Below are 20,717 nucleotides of genomic sequence, written 5' to 3' on the forward strand. Positions count from 1 at the left end.
ATCACGGGAACGGCCCGCCCTGCAATGTCGGTTCGATGACACCTGAGGATCGCGAGGCGGGCGGGGGAGAGGTGCCCCCGCCGCGCCCGGCTACATCACCTGGCGCAGCAGGGCGTAGAGGCAGCCGGCGAGCAGGATGGCGGCCGGCAGGGTCAGCACCCAGGCCATCAGCAGGCTGCGCACCGTGGACCACTGCAGCCCGGACCCGTTCGCCGCCATCGTCCCCGCCACGCCGGAGGAGAGGACATGGGTGGTGGAGACGGGCAGGTGGTACATGTCGGCCGCCGCGATGGTGATCGCCGCCACCATCTCGGCGGAGGCGCCCTGGGCGTAGGTCATGTGCGTCTTGCCGATCTTCTCGCCGACCGTGACGACGATGCGCTTCCACCCGACCATGGTGCCGAGGCCGAGCGCGAGGGCGACGGAAATCTTCACCCAGGTCGGGATGAACTTCGTCGCGTCGTCCAGCGCGCGCTGGTAGGCCGTCAGCCGCGCCGTCTCCGCCGCATCGAAGGCCACGCCCTGCTTCTTGAGGCCGCGGATGGTATCGGACACCAGGTACATGTCGTTGCGCACGTTCTGCGTGGCAGCGGCAGGAATGCGCTGGATGGAGCCGTAATCCCGAACCTGCCGGCTGACATCCTCCGTCAGGGCCGACAGGGCGGCGAAGCCCGCCGGGCTCGCGGGCGTCCGGTCGCGCAGCGCGGCAGCCGTCGCCTCGCGGGCCCCGGCGGCGGGCGGCAGCGGCCCGCCGGCGCGGGTGTCGAAGACTTGCCGCGCCTCGGAGGCGGTCTGCAGGAAGGCGGGGGTCGCACTCTCCGGCACCGCGCGGTTCAGGGCATAGGCGGTGGGCAGGGCGCCGATGAGGATGAGCATGATCAGCCCCATGCCCTTCTGCCCGTCATTGGAGCCGTGGGCGAAGGAGACGCCCGTGCAGGTCAGGATCAGCAGCCCGCGGATCCACACCGGCGGCTTGGAATCCGCCGTCGGCGCCTCGTACAGGTCCCGCCGCCGCACCAGCGCGCGCATGGTCAGCAGCAGGCCGGCGGCGGCGAGGAAGCCGACCAGGGGGCTGAGCAGCAGCGCCTCGAAGGTGCTGGTGGCCTGGGTCCAGTCCACGCCCGACGTCGCCGTGCCCGCCGGCGCCAGGAGCTGGTTCGCCAGCCCGACGCCGATGATGGAGCCGATCAGCGTATGGGAGGAGGAGGCGGGCAGCCCCAGCGCCCAGGTGCCGAGGTTCCAGATGATGGCCGCGATCAGGAGGGCGAAGATCATCGCGAAGCCCGCGCCGCTGCCCACCTGCAGGATCAGTTCCACCGGCAGCAGGTTGATGATGCCGAAGGCGACCCCGCCGGCCGAGAGCAGCACGCCCAGGAAGTTGAAGAAGCCGGACCAGATCACCGCGACGGTGGGCGGCAGGCTGTGCGTGTAGATCACGGTGGCCACCGCATTGGCCGTGTCGTGGAAGCCGTTCACGAACTCGAAGGCCAGCGCGACCAGCAGCGCCACGCCGAGCAGGACGAAGGCCCCGATTGCCAGCGGCTCGGCCCCCGTCTCCGCCATGTCCGACCGCAGGCTGTGGATGGTGAAGGCGAGCCCGCCGAGCAGGATGGCGAAGAAGATTACTCCGGTGGCGAAGTGGGGCTTGCTGTCCAGCTGGGGACGGTGCGGGCGGTCGCCCCCCACCCCGGCCGGTGCGGCCATGATTGCGTCCGACATCCGACTTCTCCTTCGGTCGGCGCGACGCTACGTCCGGGTCGGCGACGCCCGTCGTGACCGTCTGATGACGAGCCGATGTATGGAGAAGTCTTAAGGATACCGATCACCGGTCGAAACCCTCGGCGCAAGAAAAACAATCTTTGGTGGCGCGACGAAAAGATCTGGGAATGAGAGAAGATAAAAATCCTTCTCTGCCGCGCCGCTCAGATTCCCATCGCCCGCCGCGTCGCCTCGAACAGCGGGTTCCCCGGCTCTCCCAGGTCGAACACGATGTCGAAGTGGTTCGACCCCGGCCGCGCCGGCAGCAGCACCGTGTCGCAGCCCGCGTCGCGCAGGGCCGAAGCGAAGTCGATCGTCTGCCGCTTGAACTCCGCGGTCTCCGTGTCGCCATAGGCCAGCACCACCGGAAGGCCGGAGGGCAGGGGCAGAAGCGCCGGGCTGTTCCGCGCGACGGAGGCGGTGTCCAGGCTCATCCAGGCGTTGATGTGGGTATGGGGCAGGGGCGTCAGGTCGAACAGTCCGGAGAGGAGCGTGGCGCCGCTCACGGCGCGCTCCGGCAGGCCCAACCCCGCCTGCCAGCCGGAGACGAGCAGCATCCCCGCCAGATGCCCGCCCGCGCTGCTGCCGCAGACGTGGATGCGCGCGGGATCGCCGCCGAAGCGCGCGATGTTGGCGTGTACCCAGGCCAGGGCGCGCCGGCACTCGTCCACGATCCTGTCCAGGGAGGCGGCCGGTGCCAGCGTGTAGTTCACCGACACCACGCAGGCCCCTGCCGCCACGAAGGCCGGCGCCATGGAGCCGCCATCGGCGGAATCCAGCGCCCGCCAGTAGCCGCCATGGATGAAGACGAGCACGGGGGCATTCGCCCCGGCCGGGTACACGTCCAGCCGCTCCGGCTCCGTTGGCCCGTAGGCGTGGGTGGACCACGCCAGCGCTGCCCTGGCCGCGCCGGTGCGGGTGCGGTAGCCCTCCACGATCGCCGGCATCTCCGGCGTCGTGGCGCGGGCGTTGTACTCCACGTCCAGGGTGGCGGCGTCCATGCCGCGGTAGAGGCTCACGCGCGCACCGCGGGAACGGGCGGCTCGAAGGCCTGGATCGGCGGCAGGTTCCCCTCGAAGCGCTCCACCTCCACCACCGTCAGCTGCCCCGTGCAGCCCTGGGCAAGGCGGGAAGTGCCAACGTCCCGCGTCAGCACGTTCGGATTCCCGTGGACGCAGAGCGGCCGCTCCTCGGAAGCGTCGGCCGGGTCGTACCAGGCGCCGGTCGGCAACTGCACCACGCCGGGCATCACGTCCTCCGTCAGTGCCGCGCTCGCCAGGCAGGCGCCGCGGTCGTTGAACAGCCTGACGATGTCGCCATCCGCGATGCCGCGCGCGGCGGCCTCCGCCGGATGCAGCCGCGCCACCTCGCGCCCGCGCCGCTTCTCGCCCGCGCTGTAGGCGCCGAAATCGAGCTGGCTGTGCAGCTTCGTATAGGGCTGGTTCGCCACCAGCCGCAGCGAGTGGCGCGCATCCGGCACCTCCTCCGGCGGCAGCCAGGCAGGATGGCCGGGGCAGTCGTCATAGCCGAAGCCCGCGACGGTCTCGGAGCAGATCTCCACCTTCCCGCTCGGCGTCGGCAGGGGCGCACCGTCCGGGTCACGCCGGAAACGCCCGACGATGCCGCCATCGTCCTCTTCCTGCGGCAGGGTCAGCTCGCCCTCTCGGAAGAAGGTATCGAAGTCCGGAGCGTAGAGCCCCTTCGCCTCCAGCGCATTCTGCGTGCGCGCATACAGGTGTCGCAGCCAGCCCGCGGCGTCGCGCCCCTCGGTGAAGGCCTCCTCCGCCCCCAGGCGCCGCGCCAGCCCGGCGAAGATCGCGTAGTCGTCCCGCGCCTCTCCGAAAGGCTCGGCCAGCCGGTGCATCGCCACCATCAGCGGGTCGGTCGCGGCGGCGCCGATATCCTCGCGCTCCAGCGTCATCGTGCAGGGCAGCACGATGTCGGCGTGGCGGGCGGTGGCGGTCCAGGCGGTCTCGTGCACCACCAGCGTGTCTACCCTCGCGAAGGCCTCGCGCAGACGGTTCAGGTCCTGGTGGTGGTGGAAAGGATTTCCGCCGGCCCAGTAGACGAGCTTGATGTCGGCGTAGTGCATCCGCTTGCCGTTGTAGTCGAAGGGAGCGCCGGGGTTCAGCAGCATGTCGCTGATCCGCGCCACGGGGATGAAGTTCTTCACCCCGTTCACCCCCTGCGGCAGCGTCGGGATCGGCACCGCGTTCTGCTGCTTCCCGTAATGCGCCAGCGCCCCGAGCGCATAGGCATAGCCCCCGCCCGGCAGCCCGATCTGCCCGAGCATGGCCGCCAGCACCGCGCCCATCCACACGGGCTGCTCGCCGTGCTCCGCGCGCTGCAGCGCATGCGCCATCGCCACCAGCGTGCGCCCCTGCGCCGCGCGGCGGGCGAGCGCCACGATCGTGTCCGCGGGAACGCCGCAGATGGAGGCCGCCCAGGCCGCATCCTTGGGCTGCCCGTCCGAGGTGCCCATCAGGTAGTGCTCGAACTGCGGGAAGCCCACGCAGAAGCGGTCAAGGAAGCCCGTGTCGTGCAGCCCCTCCCTCACCAGCGTATGCGCCATGCCCAGCATCAGCGCCGTGTCCGTGCCCGGCACCACCGGCAGCCACTCCGCCCCCGCCTCCTCCGGCAGGTCGCTCCGCAACGGGGAAATGTTGATGAAGCGCGCGCCCCGCTCGCGCGCGCGGCGCATCGAATCCCGCTCGATGTGCTTGCTGACGCCGCCGCTGGCCACCGCCGAGTTCTTCAGCGCCATGCCCCCAAAGGCCAGCACCGTGTCCGTATGCGCCACCACCTGCGTCCAGGTCACGCCGCGCCGCGCCACCGCATCGAACGGCCCGATGAAGTGCGGCATGATCACCGCGGAGGCCCCGGCGCTGTAGGAATTCACGGATCGCACGTAGCCGCCGATCGAGGTGTTCAGGAACCGGTGCACCTGGCTCTGCGCGTGGTGGAAGCGCCCCGCGGAGGACCAGCCATAGGACCCGCCGAACACCGCCTCCGCCCCGTGCGCCTCCTTCACCCGGCGAAGCTCCCCGGCCAGCAGGTCCAGCACCTCGTCCCAGCCCATCTCCACGAACTCGTCCCGCCCGCGGCGCCGGTCCGGCCCCGGGCCCCTCTCCAGCCAGCCCCGCCGCACCATGGGCCGCGCGATGCGGGCGCGGTGGTGCAAGGCATCAGGAAAGTTCTTCAGGATGGGGGAGGGATCCGGATCGCCGGGATGGGGCTGCACCACCAGCCGCCCATCGGCCCAGCCCGCGCGGAACACCCCCCAATGGGCGCTGTGGTTGCGCAGCGCTGTCGTCTCCGGGGTTTCGCTCATCGGGCTGCCTCTTCCGGCGGGGGAGGGGCGGCCCCGCACCTTGCTTCATTGAATGAAATGAATTTTACTGAATGAACTCTCTGGGACGCGCCAGGTAGCGTCAAGACAAGACCCGCACAGAAAGCATCCGCCATCATGGCCAAGCCGGCCCCGGCCACCAAGCCACCTTCGGGTGTGCTGGACCGCGCCCTCCTCGTCCTCGCCTGCTTCTCGGAACGCCATCCACGGCTGCACCTGCGCGAGCTGGCCGCCCTCAGCGGGCTCGACAAGGCCACCCTCCTCCGCATCCTCGCGACCTATGTCGCGCACGGCTATCTGCGGCGGCAGGCGGATGGGCGCTATGCCCCTGGCCCGGCGCCGCTCCGCCTCGCCGCGCTCTACGGCGCCACGCACGACCTCATCGCCCGCCTCACCCCCATCCTCCAGGCCGTGATGGAGCGAACCGGCGAGAGCGCCGCCTTCTACGAGCGCGACGGCGACGACCGCCTCTGCCTCTGCCGCGCCAACGCCCCCCGCGCCCTGCGCCACCAGGTGGAAACCGGGGAACGCCTGCCCCTCTCCGCTGGAGGCGCGGCCGCCCATGTGCTGCTGGCCGGCACCGGCAGCCCCACGCCCCTGGCCGAGACCCTCCAGCACCAGGGCTGGCTCTCCACCGCCGGAGAGCGCGACCCCGGCCTCGCCTCCATCGCCCTCCCGGTCCGCGATGCCGACGGCGCCTTCCTCGGCGCCCTGGTGGTGAGCGGTCCCATCAGCCGCCAGAGCGAGCAAGGCTCCGCAGAGGCCCGCGCGATCGCTGCGGCCCTGCTGCGGGAACAGGGATTCCAGACGGCGGGCTGATCCTGGGACGTTGGTCTGTCCCGGGGAGAGGAAGAAGGAATTCTTCCTCTCCCCGGACCCCTCACCATCATCTTTTTCTGGGCTTTGGGCTTACTCGGCTGACGGTGCGCCTGAGGTCGATGACCTCAGGCGACTACAGGGGTAAGATCAATCCCTTATCGCCGAAACCCTGTGTCAGGACGGCGCGGCGGCAGCCAGATGTGGATCCAAGGGCCTCAGGTCCTTGGCGGGGGTTCCAGGGGGCGGCGCCCCCTGGTCCCGAACCCGTCAGAACAGCCGCAACAGCCGGTCGATATAGTCCAGCTCCGTCGTCGATCGCTCGCGCTCCGCCAGCCGGCGTCGCAGCTCCTCCTGCAGGCGGCGGGTGCGTAGGATTTCCGCCTCGTCGGGCACGCGGGTGTCGCCGCCCTCCTCGGCCGTGCCCGTGCCCTCGCGCAGGCGGCGGCCGAGCGGGTCGCGGCCCTCACCGTTCTGGGCCATCTGGTCTTGGCCCTCGCCGCCCTGCTCGCCACCCTCGGCCATGGCATCGCCCTGGCCTTCGCCCTCCTGGCCCTCGCCGGGCTCGCCCTGGTCGGGGCGGCCGAACTGGCGCTGCATGCGCTGGGCCATCTGGCGACCGCCCTCGGAGAGTTCGCGGATCGCACGCTCCTGGTGTGGGCGGGGGTCGCCGCCGCCGGAAAGGGCCTCGGCGCTCTCGCGCATGGCCTGGTCGGCGCGGCCGAGCGGGGCGGGCACGTCGCCGGTCAGGTCGCCCTGCTGCTGCATCAGCTCGCCCAGGGCGCGGCGCAGGGCGCGCTGGGTGCGGGCATCGGCAGTGGGGGGCGGCGCGGCGGCGGGGGGCTCGGGCGGCGGCTGGTTGCGGTTCCAGGGATAGGCGGGGCGGCGGGCCTGCTCCCGCCGGGCGGCGTCAGATTCGGATCGCTGGTGCGCGCCGTCCAGAAGGCGGGATTCGCGGCGGACCATGTCCTGGATCACGCCCATCTGCTGCTGGCCGCGCTCGCGCCGCTGGCGGCGCTCCTCGCGCTGGTTCTCGGCCATGCGGCCGTTCTCCAGGTCCTCCAGCATCTTCTCCAACTCGGCCAGCTCGCGCTCGGCCTCCTCGGGGCGGTCCTGGCGGTTCTGCTCGCGCATGCGGTCGGTGCGGCGCTCGGCCTCGCGCTGCTCCTGCTGGCGGGCGCGGGGGCGGGGTGCGGCGGGGTCCTCGCCGTTCTCCCGCTGCAGCCGCTCCGCCAGGGCGTCCAGGTGGCGCCGCACGGCCTCGCGCAGCTCCTGGATGCGGCGGTCCGTCTCCTGGCGCTGGGCGTCGCGCGCGGCCTCCCGCTGCTGGGCCTCGGCCTCGCGCTGCGCCTGCTGCTGCTCCTGCTGGCGGGCCGCCTGATCCCGGTTCTCGCCCGGAGGCTGGTTCTCGTTCCGGGAATTGGCCTCGGCCTGCCGCCGGGCTTCCTCCTGCCGCTCGGCCTCCCGCCGGGCCTCCTGCTCCTGCCGCTGGCTCTCCGCACGCTCGCGCTCCTGCCGCTCGCGCTCGCGCAGGGCCTCGCGCAGGCGCTCGCGGGTCTCGGCCAGGGCGCGGGAGGTGCGGTCTGCGCGGCCCTCCTCCAGGGCCAGTGCGGTGTCCCACATCGTCTGCTGGGCCTCGCCCACCGCCTCCGGCCGCGCGTCCTCCAGCCTGCCGCGGGCGGAGCGCAGGGCCAGGGCCGTAGCGGTGTCGTTCTCGAAGGCCTGGGGCTGCTCGGAGAGCCGGTCCAGTCCCTCCATGGCCCGCCCGCGCGCATTGGGGTCGAGCGAGAGGCCCTTGCGGAGCAGCACCAGCCCGCGCGCCACCGGGTGGTTGAAGCTCCGCTCTGGCAGGGTCAGCGCGGCCTCCTCGGACCGCCCCTCCTGCCCGGCGCCGTCGCGCGCCACGAGCCGCAGGCGCACGGCCAGCCCGGCCCAGGGATGGGCGGAAAGGTCGGGCTGCGCCACGCCGCGGGGCGCCTTCGGCGCGCCGGGCGGCAGGGGAAGGTCGATGGAAAGGGGCGGCGCCTCCGGCCGGGCGGCAAGGCGGATCTCGGCGACGGCGGAGGCCACGCCCCAGTCGTCCTCGGCGCGGAAGGGGATGCGCGTGGCCAGGCCCCGCGCGGCCGCCGCCGGGGGCTCGGCGAAGGCGATGCGCGGCGGAGCATCCGCCTGCACCGCCACGGTCCAGCCCGCCACCTCTCCCCCGCCCTGGCGGATGATCAGCCGGCCGCCCGCGTCCAGCACCGCCTCCGTGCTGTGGCTGCCGGGGCCGAGCGGCTGGAAGGCGGCGATCGGCGTGCCGTCCCGCAGCAGCTCCGGCGCCGTGCCGACCGCGGGGCCGCCGGAGAGCACGGCGCGCAGGCGGCTGCCCGCCGGCACCGTCACGCTGCCACCCGCGGGATCGAGGAAGACCGGCGGGGCACCGGTATAGGCGGGCGGCGTCACCCAGGCCTCCAGCTTCGCGGCCAGCGGCGGGGCGGCGACCGGGCCTGCGGGCCAGAGGGCACGCCGCAGCCGTTCCGGCGCCTCCGCCCCCGCCACCACGACCGAGGCGAGGAGGGCAATGGCTAGGCCCGTCCGCAGGGCGCGGGGATCGCGTGCAGCCAGCCCCGGGCGGGGAAGGCCGACGCGCAAGGAGCGGATCCGCGCCGCCTCCCGCGCCTGATGGGCGCGCCAGAGGGCCTGTGCGGCGGCATCGCCCCCGGCGGGCCGGTCCAGCAGCGCCGTGAGGGGGCGGTGGGCGAGGCCGGAACTGCGCTCCAGCCGCCGGTCGGCCGCCTCGTCGCCAGGGCGAGCGAAGCCGCGCGCACCGCGCATCAGCGCCAGCACCAGCGCCGCGATCAGCACCGCCAGCAGCACCAGATGCGCCAGCGGCGAGAGAAGAAGGAAGAAGCCCGAGAGGGCGAGGACGAGGAAGACCCCCGTCACCCCCAGCGCCGGCCAGGCGCGGGGCCAGAGGGATTCCCAGAGCAGGGCGAGCCTTGCCCTGGCGCGGAGGCGGCCGAGGCGGCGCGGCACGGGGCCGCCCGCCCCTGCCCTGCCGGGGGACTTGATGTCGGTCTGGCGGGGGCCAGGCCCGCTCAAGCCGTGGTCCCCAGCCAGTCCGGCACGACCTGATGCGCCAACAACGCCTCAAGCGGCTGGCGCGGCCGGGTCACGGCCCATCGGTGCCCGTCTACCAGCACCTCCGCCGCGAGGGGCCGGGCGTTGTAGGTGGAGGACATGGTCGCGCCGTAGGCCCCGGCGTCGAGGAAGGCCACCAGCGCCCCCGGCGGCAGGTCCGGCAGGGCCCGCCCGCGCGCGAAGGTGTCGCCCGTCTCGCAGACCGGCCCCACCACGTCGGCGGGGGAGGCGGGGGCGTGCAGCGCGTCCGGCGCCACGGGCAGGATGCCGTGCCAGGCCTCGTACATGGCCGGACGCACCAGGTCGTTCATGGCGGCATCCAGGATCACGAAGCGCCGGTTTGCCCCGCGCTTCTGCAGCACCACGGAGGCCAGCAGCACGCCGGCCGGCGCCGCGATCCAGCGCCCCGGCTCCAGCATCACGGGCAGGCCCAGCGGGCCGAGGGTCGCCTTGATCGCCCCCGCCAGCGCGGCCGGGGAGGGCGGCGCCTCGTCCCGGTAGGAGATGCCGAGGCCCCCGCCGCAATCCAGCCGCTCCACCGGCAGGCCGCGGCCCATCAGCGCCTGCGCCATCTCCGCCACGCGGGCATAGGCGGCGCGGAAGCCCGCCATGCCCTCGGTGATCTGGCTGCCGATATGCACGGCCAGCCCCACCGGCCGGATGCCGGGCAGGGAGGCCATGCGGGCATAAAGGGCCGGGGCGTCGGTGTAGGGAATGCCGAACTTGTTCTCGGCCAGCCCGGTGGAGATCTTCGCGTGGGTGCGCGCATCCACGTCCGGGTTGATGCGGAGCGAGACGGGGGCGGTCAGGCCCATGGCGTCCGCGACGGAGGAGATGCGCTCGATCTCCTCCGCGCTCTCGGCGTTGATCTGCAGGATGCCCTCGCGCAGGGCCAGCGCGATCTCCCGCTCCGTCTTGCCGACGCCGGAGAAGACGATCCGTCGGGCGGGAATGCCGGCGGCGCGGGCGGCGAGAAGCTCGCCCTCGCTCACCACATCGGCGCCGGCGCCCTCGGCGCCCAGCACGCGCAGCACGGCCAGGCTGTCATTCGCCTTCGCCGCGAAGTGGACGGAGGCGGTCAGCCCTGCCCCCTCCAGCGCATCCCGCAGGGTGCCGTAACGGCGGCGCAGCGTGGCCGCGGAATAGACCCAGGTGGGGGTGCCGACCTGCCGCGCGATCTGCGCCAGGGGCACGTCATCCATCACCAGCCCGTCCAGCGCGTGCGCTTTCAGGTGCGGGCGCCGGGCGAGAAGGTCGGCGAAGTCGGGGTCCGGCGTGTCGTGCGGGACGGGAAGCGGGGAGGCCATCCGCTTATTTTGGGGTCGGCGGGGCCGGGCGGGAAGCGTTACTTGCGCGGGCCTGTTCACGCCTCCGAAGGCGGCGCCGGAAACCGGTCCAGATAGGCCCTGGCCCGCATGCCGGCGTCGTGCAGGAAATCCCCGGGCTCCCGCAGCCAGAGCCCCTCATGGGTGCGGGACAGCGGTTCCGAGACAAGCACCTCGCGCAGCAGTTCCACCAGTGCAGCGTCCCAGCCCGGCCACCAGCGCCGCGCCTTGCGCCAGGTATGGGCCAGGAAGGCATCCCGCCGGGCATAGCCCCGCCAGTCGAAGATCCAGGCGCCGCCATCCACCACGATGTGGTTCATGGTGAAGCCCGGCGCCGGCCTGATCCACAGCGCCCGCATCCCCGGCCGGCCATGCCGATCGAGGAAGGCATGGGCCAGGATGTGGCAGGCCCCGGCGGCGAAGAAGGCACGGTCCGGCAGGGCCCAGCGCCGCACCGGGTCCCGCTTCACCGCCCCGTCGATCCGGATCAAGCGGCAGCCCTATCGGGCGTAGGCGTATTCCCCGCCCTTCTCCACCCCCCGCCGATAGGCCGGGCGCTCATGGATGCGCGCCAGGAAGGCCGGGGGATGCGGCCGGTCGCCGAAGGGGGAGCGGGAGGAGGCGGCCTCAAGCGGGAAGCTCATCATGATGTCGGCCGCCGTCATCTCCGGCCCCGCGAACCAGCCCGTTTCCGCCAGGGCCGCGTTCCAGTAATCCTTCAGCCGCTCCAGGTTCGGCTCCACCATGGCGCCCTTCATGCCCTGGGCCAGCTTCTCCGCCATCGGCTGCGCCTCCGGCGGCGCGCGCTTGCCCATGGCGTTGAACAGCAGCGCCATCACCAGCGGCGGCATGGCCGAGCCCTCCGCGTGATGCATCCAGTGGCGATAGGCCCAGAAATGCGGGGAATCCTCCGCCGGTACCAGGCGCCCTCCGCCATGGCGCTTCAGGATGTACTCCACGATCGCCCCTGTCTCGGCGAGCGTCAGCCCGTCCTCCGTCAGCACCGGCGACTTGCCCAGCGGATGCACCGCCCGCAGCTCCGGCGGTGCCAGCATGGTGGCGGGATCGCGCTGGTAGCGCCGGATCTCGTAGGGAACCTCCAGCTCCTCCAGCAGCCAGAGCACCCTCTGGGAGCGCGAGTTGTTCAGGTGGTGGATGGTGATCATGCGCGGACTCCGGCCGGGGCGGGCGATCCTGGGGCAGGCCGGGGGCGTCGGCCAAGGGGCTCAGCCCGCGGCGCCCAGGGCCGGCATGATCGTCTCCGTCAACAGCGCGTGCAGCCCCGCCATATGCTCGGGGTCCCGCGGCGCGGCGGGGTCCGACATCATCACGGCGCTCAGCGCCAGGCCCGGCACGAGGTAGAGCATCTGCCCGCCATAGCCCCAGGCAAAATACACGGGCATCCCGCGCGCCGCCGCGATCCACCAGCCATAGCCGTAGGACTGCCCGCTCCAGGCGGACCGGGTGCGGGGCACCCAGCTCTCCGCCAGCCAGGCCGCGGGCACCACCTGCGCCCCGTTCCAGGACCCGCCCAGGCGACAGCACTCGCCGAAGCGCAGCAGGGCGCGGGGCGTCAGGCGCATGTCGTTGCCGCCGTAGTAACGGCCCTGCGGGTCGCGCGGCCAGGGCGGAACGGCGATGCCCAGCGGCTCCCCTAGCCAGTCCCGCGCCAGATCCAGCAGCGGCCGCCCCGCCGCGCGGGCCAGCGCCGCGCCGAGGATGTGGGTGGAGCCGGTGGAGTACTGCATCTCCCCGCCCGGCTCGTCCACGAAGGGCCGGGTCAGCGCATAGGCCACCGGATCGCGCGCCGCCGCCCAGCCGCCATAGTTCGCGCCGGAGGTCCGCTCCAGCCCCGCCCGCATGGTCAGCAGGTGGCCGATGGTGATGCCTTCCACCCGCGGGTCGAGCCCGCGCGGGGGCGGGCCGAGCAGCGGCAGCACCGGCTGGTCCACCCCGCGCAGCACGCCGCGCGCGATGGCGATCCCCACCAGCGCCGCGAGCAGGGTCTTGGAAGCGGACTTGATCTTGTGCGGAACGTCCAGCGCCGGCCCGCGCAGATGCATCTCCGCGAGGATCCGGCCCTGCTGCGAGACCGTCACGCTGTGCAGCCGCGGCAGGCCGGCGGCAGCTGCCCGAAGCACATCCCCGAGCGCGCTCCCGGCCGGTTGGGAGAGGGCCGGCTGCGCCAGGGCACCGAGGGAAAGGCCGATCAGAACCCGGCGTGGCAAAAGCATCATCCGGCGGAGATGGGGAAGGGAAACCCTTCCCGAAGATCCCGCCATGATCCGTTACGCGCCGTCCCGCAAACGAAACGGCGCGCCGGCCACGGGGACCGACGCGCCGCCTTGGAAAGCCGAGGCCTCGCCGCGGTCAGATGATCCGCAGGCGGCCCAGCAGCCAGCCGAAGCCCACCGCGATCGCGGCGGCCGTCAGCGGCTGGTCGCGGATGTAGTCCTCGAGCTGGCCGACCTGGTTCTGAACCTCGCCCTTGGCCTGGTTCGCCTTGCCCTGGGCCTGGGTGCGGTTGTCGCCGATCAGGCTGCCCACACCTTCCTGCACCTCGCCCGCCGCCTGCTTGCCGGCGCCGATGATCCGATCGCTGTCCATAGTCTCTCTCCTCGAAATCCCTGGGGAAGACCCGCTGGGCCGCGGCGCCATGCGGCGGCTCGCGGGGTTGGAAACGTGGAGAGAGGGCGCGGGTTGTCCTGTGGTGTCGGTGATTGGCGGTTCGGTCTGCCCCGGGGAGAGGAAGAAAGAATTCTTCCTCTCCCCGGACCCCTCGCCATCATCTCTTTCTTCGGGGTGGAGTCGCCCGGCCGACGGTGCGCCTCGGCTCACCGAGCCAAGGCGCCGGCAAGGCCAGGATCGAACCCTGTCGTGGAGGGCTGGCGGCTCAAACCAGTCCCGCGGCCGCCAGACGAGGTATCAAGGGCCGCAGGCCCTTGGCTCGGGACAAGCGCTTTGCGTTGGCCCAGGGGGCCAGGGGGCGGATTCTCCTGGGGATTACCCCTCCGTCGCCGCCACCCGCCCGATGGCCCACTGCACCTGCCCGGACCCGGCCTCGGCGGCGACCGCCACCTGGGTCGTCGCTTGCGCCTCGCCGAAGACCTGCACGCTGTCCTCCACCGAGACGCGCCCGCCCCGCGCGCGCAGGCGCCAGGCGTTGCCGGAGGGAAGGCGCAGCAGCACCGAGCCGCCATCCTCCGCCAGGGTTGCCGTCACGGCGGGGTGCAGGTGGAAGCGCACGGTGAAGGCGGGCAGGTCCTCCGCCTCCACGATGTCCTCGCCGCGCAGGTCGTCGCCGGATTCCGCCAGATAGAGGCGGCGGCGGTGGATGGCGTTGAAGCCCTTCTTCCAGCCGTCATGGGTGGCTTCCAGCCACTGGGCGCCGCTGGCCTCGTGGCGCTCGGCCTCCACGTTCTCGGGGCGGCGGCCCAGGCCGTCCTCGGTCAGCTCGCTGCTGTTGGTGTCGGCTAGGGTCAGCGTGGAATGGGCGGCCGTGGCGCGCAGCGCGTCGCGCCAGGCGCCCTCGGCCGCCGGGGCCGCGCCGCAGTTGATAATCAGGCGGTCGCGCCCGATCGACATCTCGAAGGACAGGGTGCCGGCATGGTGCAGCCGGTCCGCGCCGCGCGGCAGGCCGCCCGGGGCCGCCGCGCCGTTGCGCGGGGGCGGGGTGCCACAATCCGCGATCACCAGCGTCCGCCCGGCCTGCAGGCGCTGGAACCCGGCATCGCCGAGGATCAGCGGCGCCCGGCCGCGCGCCTGCGCCTGGGTCAGCACGAGGTCCAGCAGGCTCGCCGCCTCCTCCCGCGTGCCGTTGAAGGCGGCCAGGCCGCCATCGCCGTGGCGGAACAGGCGCAGCGCCGGGGCGGCGCGGTCCAGGGCATGGGCGAGGTGCGGCGGCGCCTCGATCCCAGCGCCGTGGAGGAGGTTGCGGATCTCGATCAGGTCCTGCAGCGCCAGCAGCAGGATGCCGGGGCTGCGCTCCACCTGGGCGCCGTCCGGCAGGATCTGGCGGTCGATCTCGGCGGGCAGCAGCTTGAGGCAGCGGGTGAGCCAGGGCTCCTCCTCCAGCGCCACCGCCGCTGCCAGGGCGCCCTTGAGGGCCACCAGCGCCCCGCGGTGCCGCGCCTCGGCCGGCAGGCCGGCCACCAACCCGCGCGCATCGGCGGCCAGCCGCGCCATCAGGGCACGCCGCAGCCCGTCCTCCGCGGTCGCGGCCAGGAAGTCCCAGTGGCCCAGCCAGGCGGAGAGCCGCGCCCCCACCACCTCCGGCGCGGAGGCCACGGGGTCCGTGGTGCCGGATTCCAGCCAAAGGCGGCTGATGTCCCGCGCGTGCATCCGGGCGGCATCCGTGCCCAGGGCGCGCAGGTCGCGCAGCCAGGCGAAGCCGTGCAGCGCCGCGCGCCAGGCCGGGCTGCCCGCGCCGGGGCCGAAGGCGGAGGGATCGTCGGGCAGCGGCCGCACCGTGCCCGCCACGTCCAGCTCGCCCTCCATGAGCTTGCCCGCCCGGGTCACGTCGCCCGGCCAGAGGTCGCGGAAGGCGCGGGACGGGGCATCCGGCACGCGGATGGGCTTGAGGCCGGAGATGGTGCGGCGCGCGCCGCGCAGCCAGCCGCTCATGCCCAGGCATCCTCAGAGTTGCGGACGGCGCCGGCCGTGCCGCGAATGGCGGTGATGGCGGCCGCACGGTCGGCGGCGCCGAACACGGCGGTGCCGGCCACCAGCACGTCCGCCCCCGCCGCGATGCACATCGGGGCGGTCTTGGTCGTCACCCCGCCATCCACCTGTAGCCGGATGTCGCGGCCGGAGCGGTCGATCATGGTCCGCAGCGCCGCGATCTTCTCCACCTGGCTCTCGATGAAGGACTGCCCGCCGAAGCCGGGGTTCACGGACATCACGAGGATCAGGTCCAGCAGGTCCAGCACCGGCGCCACGGCCTCCACCGGTGTCCCGGGATTCAGCACCACCCCCGCCTTCTTCCCCAGCCCCCGGATGGTCTGGAGGGAGCGGTGCAGGTGCGGCCCCGCCTCCGGGTGCAGGGAGATCAGGTCGGCCCCGGCCTCCGCGAAGGCGGCCAGATACGGATCGGCGGGCGAGATCATCAGGTGAACGTCGAAGGGCATGCGTGTCAGGGGCCGCAGCGCCTTCACGATCGCCGGTCCGAAGGAGATGTTCGGCACGAAGTGGCCGTCCATGATGTCGAGGTGAAGCCAGTCGGCGCCGGCAGCCTCGATGGCGGCCACCTCCTCCGCCAGGCGCGTGAAGTCCGCGGCCAGGAGAGAGGGCGCGATCAGGACGGGTTGGGATGCTGCGCGTGTCACGGGGCCGTTATGCGGCAGGCAACCGGGGGCATCAACACGGCAAGGGCCGTTACAGAGGCAGGGCGGTGGTGGACTTCACCCGTTCCATCGCGAAGCGGCTGGTCACGTTGCGCAGTCCCGGCACCTCCGCGGTCAGGCGGCGGTAGAAGGCGTCGTAGGCCGCCATGTCCGCCACGGCCACGCGCAGCAGGTAGTCCACGTCCCCGCCCATCCGCCAGCACTCCAGCACCTCCGGCATGGCGGAGACGCTGCGCGCGAAGGCCTCGATCCAGCCGGCCGAATGGTCCCCAATCTCCAGAGACACGAAGACGGAGAGCGGCAATCCCACCCTGGCCGGGTCCAGCAGGGTGGCACGGCCGGTGATGACGCCCGCCGCCTCCATCCGCCGGATGCGCTTCCAGCACGGGGTCGGGGTGAGGCCCACCGACTCCGCGATGGCGGCCAGGGAGAGGGCCGCGTCCCGCTGAATCAGGCGGAGAATCGCACGGTCGGTGGAGTCCAACTCCGGGATGTCCGCCACATGCCAAATCCTTCCGCGGCAAGGACCAATCATAGCAAATAAATCTTTCAGTTGCGGAATTTTGAGCCTTGTCGGAGAAAAAACATCTCCCCCTGTCTTTGCTCCTGGTGCCACGACCGATGCGCGACCTCTCCCGCCGCCATTTCCTCGCCCTGGCGACGGCGCTTCCCACCCCCCTGGCCCTGGCGCGCCCAGCCGTCGCCCGCCCGGCCTTCGCGCAGGCCAGCGAGGCCCCCGCCGCCCCCTGGCCGGACCGCGCCCTGCGAGTCATCGTCCCCGTGGCCCCCGGCGGCAGCCTGGACATCCTCGGCCGCAGCGTCGCCCGTGCCCTGACCGGTCCGCTCGGCCAGCCCGTGGTGGTGGAGAACCACACCGGCGCTGGCAGCAACATCGCCTTCGAGCTGGTGGCCCGCGCCCGGCCGGACGGGCTGACGATCCTCGTCGGCTCCGACCCGCTGGCCATCAACCCCGCGCTCTACCCGAAGCTCGGCTTCGATCCCGTCAAGGATTTCGCCCCGATCGCCGAGCTGGTCCGCGCCCCGCAGGTGCTGGTGGTGAAGAACGGGCTGGAGGCGAGGAGCCTCGCCGACTACCGCCGGCTGGCGCAGGAGGCGGAGGGCAAGCTCACCCTCGCCAGCCAGGGCAATGGCAGCATCGGCCATCTCGGCGGCATCCTCCTCGGCCAGACCCTCGGCTTCAACTCCACCCACGTCCCCTATCGCGGCGGCGGCCCCGCCGTGGTGGACCTGGTGGCCGGGCACATCGACAGCCTCCTCGTCACCCTGCCCGCCGCCATCGAGCACATCCGCGGCGGCCGCATCCGGGCGCTCGCCGTCACCGGCTCCGCCCGCGCCGCCTCCCTCCCCGATGTGCCGACCGTGGCCGAAAGCGGCTATCCCGGCTTCGAGGTGGTGACCTGGCAGGGCCTCCTCGCCCCCGCCGGCACACCCGAGCCGGTGCTGGAGCGCCTGCACGCCGAGACCCGCAAGGCGATGGCCACTCCGGAGGTGGCGGACAACCTGCGCGCCCAGGGCTTCGACCTGGCCACGGGCAGCCGGGATGAGTTCGCGGCGCTGGTGAAGGCCGAGGCAGCCCGCTGGCCGGGGATCGTGAAGGCCTCCGGCGCGCGGATCGACTAGGCCCCCAGGGCGCAAGGCTGAGCCTGGAGCGGAATGCCCAGGCTCAGGTCCTTGAGGCCGGAAGGCAGATCGTGCCGGGGCGCGGCCCTCCCAGGATGCCCATCCCGGGACGGGCAAGCCTCCGCAGCACCGGGCCGCACCTAGCCGGTCACTGGACCATGATGCTCTTGAGGAAGAGACCGAGCGGACGCTGGTCCCCGCGCTGGCCGGGCTCGGCGGGCGCGGTCGGGTTCTCGATTTCCAGGGTCACGTCCAGCGCGCCTTCCCGCAGATCCGCGGCGGTGAAGGGGATGTCGATGGAGATGTCCTCCTGCACGGGCACCCGGACCGGGTTCTGCGGGCCGGAGAGGAGGACGGGCCGCACGCCCTGATCCGCTGCGCCGCGGGCGAAGCCCCGGCCGGTAAGGCGCAACCTGCCCTCCGTCACGCCGTCTTGCAGGGGAAGCAGAATGCGCGCGCGGGGACCGAGGGACCAAACGCCATTGCTCTCGATCACGGACCAGCCGTCGATCAGCGTCTCGGCAAGCTCGGTATTGGCGCCCGTGACCGTCAGGGAGACGCCGCGCTGCAGGCGCAGCGCCGGCGGCGGCGGGGGCGGGACATCCCGGAAGGGATCGCCGGTCGGGCTCCAGCGCAGCGTCTCGAAGTTCAGGCCGCAGGGGTTGAGATTGTGCCGCTCGGCCTCGGCCCGGGCGCGATCGGCGTAACGGCGGCCGCTCGTGTCGGCCAGATCCCAGCCCGGCGGGTTGAAGGTGGAGAAGCCGTTGATGGTGGGCAGGCGCAGCACGTTGGCCGCTATCATCGCATCCACGTTGTGGCTGTAGATCTTGAGGATGAAGCTGTCCGTCACGCCCTCCCGCGGGCGGGTGGCGATGAAGACGCGGCAATCGGCGGGCGGGCTGGGGATGGCGGCGAGGCGTGCCTCCTCCTCCCGCCGGTTGGCGCCGACATGCAAGGGGACGATCTGCTCGACGACGAGAAGAAGGCCGAGCAGAGCGGGCAGGAGGCGGCCGAAGCGGGCGCGCAGGGAGGCCACCCACCAGGCCGCGACCAGCATCACGGCCGGGGCAAGCAGCAGGGACCAGCGTGAGGTGACGCGGAAGGCCCCCATGCCCGGCACCACGCGCCAGACCAGGGACCAGAGCCAGACCTTGGGCCATGCGGTGATCAGCACCATCAGCCCGAGGGCAACGAGGCCGAGTGCGGCGATCAGGCGGGCCGAGGCCTGCCCGGGGCCGGGGCGAAAGGCACGGATGACCGCCGTGACCGTGCCGAGGAACGCGGCCAGCAGCACCAGGGGGCCGTAGCCGTGCGGGCCGTCGGGCGTGGTGGTGGGGCCAGGATTGGCCCAGGACCAGAGGATGCTGCGGATGCCCGGATCCAGGAGGCCGATCGGCGTCATGGCATGGGCACGGGCGGCGCCGATGTCGTGCAGGCCGCTGCGGATCTGCGGCAGGTAGAGGATCAGGGCGGGGATGAGGGAAACGACGCCCACGGCTCCGATGACGAGCAGGGGCACGATCCAGGCGCGGCCCTGCGGCAGGACGGGCTGCCGCGCCAGGGCGCGCAGCACCAGGTCCCAGCCGAGGGTGAGGGGGATGGCGAGCAGCAGCACATAGGCGACGTAGAAGGAGGTGAGCAGCAGCAGGCCCGCGATCACCGCGGCGGGAATGCCGGTGGCCAGGGCATGGCGGGCGCGGCCTTCGCGCAGGGCGCGGCAGGCTTCCAGCGTGAGGAGGGCGGCGACCAGCGCGGGCCCGGCCGCGAAGAACTGGGCATGGCCGGTCGCCATGGCGAGGTTGCCGGCCCCGAGCGTCAGCAGCCCAGCCAGCAGCGACGGCGCGACGGACATGGAGAGGTGGCGACGCGCCAGGAGATAGGCGGCGGGGGCGAGCATCGCCTTAAGGATGATGCCGGCGATATCGGCCGAGAGGAGCGGCGGCAGGCCGGTGGCGCGCAGGGCGGCGTGCAGCATGCCATGCAGCAGGTAGCCGTCGTTCAGGGCCAGGGTGTTCGGCCAGGGATGGAAATAGAAGGTCTTGTTCCAGGCGCCCGCCTGGCCGGAGAAGAAGGCGTACCAGTGCTCATGCACGGCCGCGGCGATGATGCCGTCCAGCCGATCGCCGGTGAAATAGGCGAAGCCGCTGGAGAACTGGGGCCAGAAGGCGATGAGAAGGCCCACCGCCGTCACGAGCGCAACGGCGGCGACCCGGAGGGTGGTGCCGGGCGCGGCGGCCTGATGGTCGGATCGGGTATCGGGAGTCATGAGCGGAGAGCGCTACCCCTGCGGCCAGCTATGGAACCGGGGCGCATCGTGAACGGCAGGGCGCTCACGTCAGGCCCCTCGATGGTCGGGCCCCCGCCGGGGCCGCGTCAGACGCTCTTCGCCCTTTCACCCGGCGCCGGGTGGGCGAGGTAGGCGATGCGCTTGGCCTCGATGCGGCCGCGGGTGACGGTGTCGAGGATGAGGCCGCAGACGAGGGAGAGGAAGGAGAGCATGATCGCCAGCGTGGATGCGACGAAGGTCGGAAGGCGCGGCACGAGGCCGGTCTCCACGTAGGTTTCCAGGACCGGGATGAAGAGGGCGGCGGAAACCAGGGCGAGAACAGTCGCGACGATGCCGAAGAAGAGCCGGGGACGCTCGCGCTGCACGAGGGCGAGGATCATGCGCAGGATCCGGAACCCGTCATGGTAGGTCCGCAGCTTGGAGGTCGAGCCTTCCGGGCGCTCGCTATAGGCGGTGCGGACCTCGGCGACCGGCATCCGCAGCTCGAGGGCGTGGACGGTGAATTCGGTCTCGGTCTCGAAGCCCTTGGCGAGCGCGGGGAAGGATTTGACGAAGCGGCGGGAGAAGCAGCGGTAACCCGAGAGCATATCGCTGACGCGGTTGCCGAAGACCTGCCGCACCACGCCGGTCAGCACCTGGTTGCCGAGCCGGTGGCCGGGGCGGTAGGCGGCCTGCGCGTCGGTCACGCGAACCCCCGTGACCATGTCCAGGCGTTCACTGAGGAGGGCCTGGACCATGGCGGGGGCCGCACCGGGCTCATAGGTGCCGTCGCCATCCACGAGCACGTACACCTCGGCCTCGATGTCGGCGAACATGCGCCGGACCACGTTGCCCTTGCCCTGCAGGGGCTCGCCCCGCACGACGGCGCCAGCCGCGGCTGCCGCCTCCCGCGTGCCGTCGGTCGAGTTGTTGTCGTAGACATAGACCACTGCCCCGGGGAGAGCCTCCCGGAAGCCGGCAACAACGCCCGCGATGGCCACCTCTTCGTTGTGGCAGGGGACCAGGACAGCGATCTCGGAATAGATCATCGGGGGCCGGTAACGAACATGCGCTCCCCTTAGCGGACGGATGGGGCG

General features: G+C 72.5%; 16 protein-coding genes. 2 read left to right on the forward strand and 14 right to left on the reverse strand.

Annotated elements, in window-relative coordinates:
• Positions 1 to 90: 90 nt before the first annotated feature.
• From J5Y10_RS13390 to J5Y10_RS13400, 3 genes are all read right to left on the reverse strand, one after another.
• The gene (locus J5Y10_RS13390; protein WP_209374321.1) at positions 91 to 1,719 is read right to left on the reverse strand and encodes an inorganic phosphate transporter; all 1,629 of its coding nucleotides are present in this window, start codon (positions 1,717 to 1,719) and stop codon (positions 91 to 93) included.
• Between the two features lie 203 nt (positions 1,720 to 1,922).
• Positions 1,923 to 2,777, reverse strand: coding sequence for an alpha/beta hydrolase (locus tag J5Y10_RS13395; RefSeq protein WP_342452910.1), 855 nt, complete (start codon positions 2,775 to 2,777; stop codon positions 1,923 to 1,925).
• Complete coding sequence (locus tag J5Y10_RS13400) at positions 2,774 to 5,089, reverse strand: molybdopterin guanine dinucleotide-containing S/N-oxide reductase (protein WP_209374323.1); 2,316 nt, start codon at positions 5,087 to 5,089, stop codon at positions 2,774 to 2,776. Before J5Y10_RS13400 ends, J5Y10_RS13395 begins: the two co-directional genes overlap by 4 nt.
• Positions 5,090 to 5,224: 135 nt before the next feature.
• Here J5Y10_RS13400 and J5Y10_RS13405 point away from each other — a divergent pair, with 135 nt between their 5' ends.
• Positions 5,225 to 5,926 (forward strand): IclR family transcriptional regulator, encoded by a 702-nt coding sequence (locus tag J5Y10_RS13405; protein WP_209374325.1) that lies wholly within the window; start codon positions 5,225 to 5,227, stop codon positions 5,924 to 5,926.
• Between the two features lie 267 nt (positions 5,927 to 6,193).
• Here the strand turns inward: J5Y10_RS13405 and J5Y10_RS13410 are convergent, their stop codons facing one another.
• From J5Y10_RS13410 to J5Y10_RS13450, 9 genes are all read right to left on the reverse strand, one after another.
• Positions 6,194 to 9,007, reverse strand: coding sequence for a DUF4175 domain-containing protein (locus J5Y10_RS13410; protein WP_209374327.1), 2,814 nt, complete (start codon positions 9,005 to 9,007; stop codon positions 6,194 to 6,196).
• Entirely contained in the window at positions 9,004 to 10,353 is a 1,350-nt protein-coding gene (lysA, locus tag J5Y10_RS13415; protein WP_209374329.1) for a diaminopimelate decarboxylase, read from the reverse strand. Before lysA ends, J5Y10_RS13410 begins: the two co-directional genes overlap by 4 nt.
• Positions 10,354 to 10,409: 56 nt before the next feature.
• Positions 10,410 to 10,862 (reverse strand): hypothetical protein, encoded by a 453-nt coding sequence (locus tag J5Y10_RS13420; protein ID WP_245214673.1) that lies wholly within the window; start codon positions 10,860 to 10,862, stop codon positions 10,410 to 10,412.
• A 9-nt stretch (positions 10,863 to 10,871) separates the two neighbouring features.
• Positions 10,872 to 11,537, reverse strand: coding sequence for a glutathione S-transferase family protein (locus J5Y10_RS13425; RefSeq protein ID WP_209374331.1), 666 nt, complete (start codon positions 11,535 to 11,537; stop codon positions 10,872 to 10,874).
• 60 nt (positions 11,538 to 11,597) lie between these two features.
• Positions 11,598 to 12,605, reverse strand: coding sequence for a serine hydrolase domain-containing protein (locus tag J5Y10_RS13430; protein WP_245214675.1), 1,008 nt, complete (start codon positions 12,603 to 12,605; stop codon positions 11,598 to 11,600).
• 136 nt (positions 12,606 to 12,741) lie between these two features.
• Complete coding sequence (locus J5Y10_RS13435) at positions 12,742 to 12,978, reverse strand: CsbD family protein (protein ID WP_209374333.1); 237 nt, start codon at positions 12,976 to 12,978, stop codon at positions 12,742 to 12,744.
• 396 nt (positions 12,979 to 13,374) lie between these two features.
• Positions 13,375 to 14,994, reverse strand: a complete 1,620-nt coding sequence (locus J5Y10_RS13440) for a heparinase II/III family protein (protein WP_209374334.1) — start codon at positions 14,992 to 14,994, stop codon at positions 13,375 to 13,377.
• On the reverse strand, positions 14,991 to 15,695 hold the full coding sequence (gene rpe, locus J5Y10_RS13445; RefSeq protein ID WP_209374335.1) for a ribulose-phosphate 3-epimerase: 705 nt from the start codon (positions 15,693 to 15,695) through the stop codon (positions 14,991 to 14,993). The genes J5Y10_RS13440 and rpe overlap by 4 nt, the downstream gene beginning before the upstream one ends.
• Before the next feature lie 49 nt (positions 15,696 to 15,744).
• Positions 15,745 to 16,215 carry an Lrp/AsnC family transcriptional regulator gene (locus tag J5Y10_RS13450; protein WP_408901581.1) on the reverse strand — a complete coding sequence of 157 codons (471 nt, stop codon included), beginning with the start codon at positions 16,213 to 16,215 and terminating at the stop codon, positions 15,745 to 15,747.
• Between the two features lie 119 nt (positions 16,216 to 16,334).
• Between J5Y10_RS13450 and J5Y10_RS13455 the strand changes: the two genes are divergently transcribed.
• The gene (locus tag J5Y10_RS13455) at positions 16,335 to 17,354 is read left to right on the forward strand and encodes a Bug family tripartite tricarboxylate transporter substrate binding protein (RefSeq protein WP_209374337.1); all 1,020 of its coding nucleotides are present in this window, start codon (positions 16,335 to 16,337) and stop codon (positions 17,352 to 17,354) included.
• 148 nt (positions 17,355 to 17,502) lie between these two features.
• On the opposite strand, the gene J5Y10_RS13460 is transcribed toward J5Y10_RS13455, so the two are convergent.
• Both J5Y10_RS13460 and J5Y10_RS13465 read right to left on the reverse strand, forming a co-directional pair.
• Positions 17,503 to 19,620, reverse strand: coding sequence for a hypothetical protein (locus tag J5Y10_RS13460; protein WP_209374338.1), 2,118 nt, complete (start codon positions 19,618 to 19,620; stop codon positions 17,503 to 17,505).
• 107 nt (positions 19,621 to 19,727) lie between these two features.
• Positions 19,728 to 20,669: a glycosyltransferase gene (locus J5Y10_RS13465; RefSeq protein WP_209374340.1), complete on the reverse strand. Its 942-nt coding sequence runs from the start codon at positions 20,667 to 20,669 to the stop codon at positions 19,728 to 19,730.
• Positions 20,670 to 20,717: the final 48 nt, after the last annotated feature.

This window comes from Roseomonas indoligenes, assembly GCF_017813365.1.
Taxonomy (GTDB): Bacteria; Pseudomonadota; Alphaproteobacteria; order Acetobacterales; family Acetobacteraceae; genus Roseomonas; species Roseomonas indoligenes.

Bases quoted from the DNA above. Each gene is read 5' to 3' on its own strand.
- J5Y10_RS13390 (WP_209374321.1), bottom strand. From the start codon at position 1,719: ATGTCGGACGCAATCATGGCCGCACCGGCCGGGGTGGGGGGCGACCGC.
- J5Y10_RS13400 (WP_209374323.1), bottom strand. From the start codon at position 5,089: ATGAGCGAAACCCCGGAGACGACAGCGCTGCGCAACCACAGCGCCCAT.
- J5Y10_RS13405 (WP_209374325.1), top strand. From the start codon at position 5,225: ATGGCCAAGCCGGCCCCGGCCACCAAGCCACCTTCGGGTGTGCTGGAC.
- lysA (WP_209374329.1), bottom strand. From the start codon at position 10,353: ATGGCCTCCCCGCTTCCCGTCCCGCACGACACGCCGGACCCCGACTTC.
- J5Y10_RS13425 (WP_209374331.1), bottom strand. From the start codon at position 11,537: ATGATCACCATCCACCACCTGAACAACTCGCGCTCCCAGAGGGTGCTC.
- J5Y10_RS13430 (WP_245214675.1), bottom strand. From the start codon at position 12,605: ATGCTTTTGCCACGCCGGGTTCTGATCGGCCTTTCCCTCGGTGCCCTG.
- J5Y10_RS13435 (WP_209374333.1), bottom strand. From the start codon at position 12,978: ATGGACAGCGATCGGATCATCGGCGCCGGCAAGCAGGCGGCGGGCGAG.
- J5Y10_RS13440 (WP_209374334.1), bottom strand. From the start codon at position 14,994: ATGAGCGGCTGGCTGCGCGGCGCGCGCCGCACCATCTCCGGCCTCAAG.
- J5Y10_RS13455 (WP_209374337.1), top strand. From the start codon at position 16,335: ATGCGCGACCTCTCCCGCCGCCATTTCCTCGCCCTGGCGACGGCGCTT.
- J5Y10_RS13460 (WP_209374338.1), bottom strand. From the start codon at position 19,620: ATGACTCCCGATACCCGATCCGACCATCAGGCCGCCGCGCCCGGCACC.
- J5Y10_RS13465 (WP_209374340.1), bottom strand. From the start codon at position 20,669: ATGATCTATTCCGAGATCGCTGTCCTGGTCCCCTGCCACAACGAAGAG.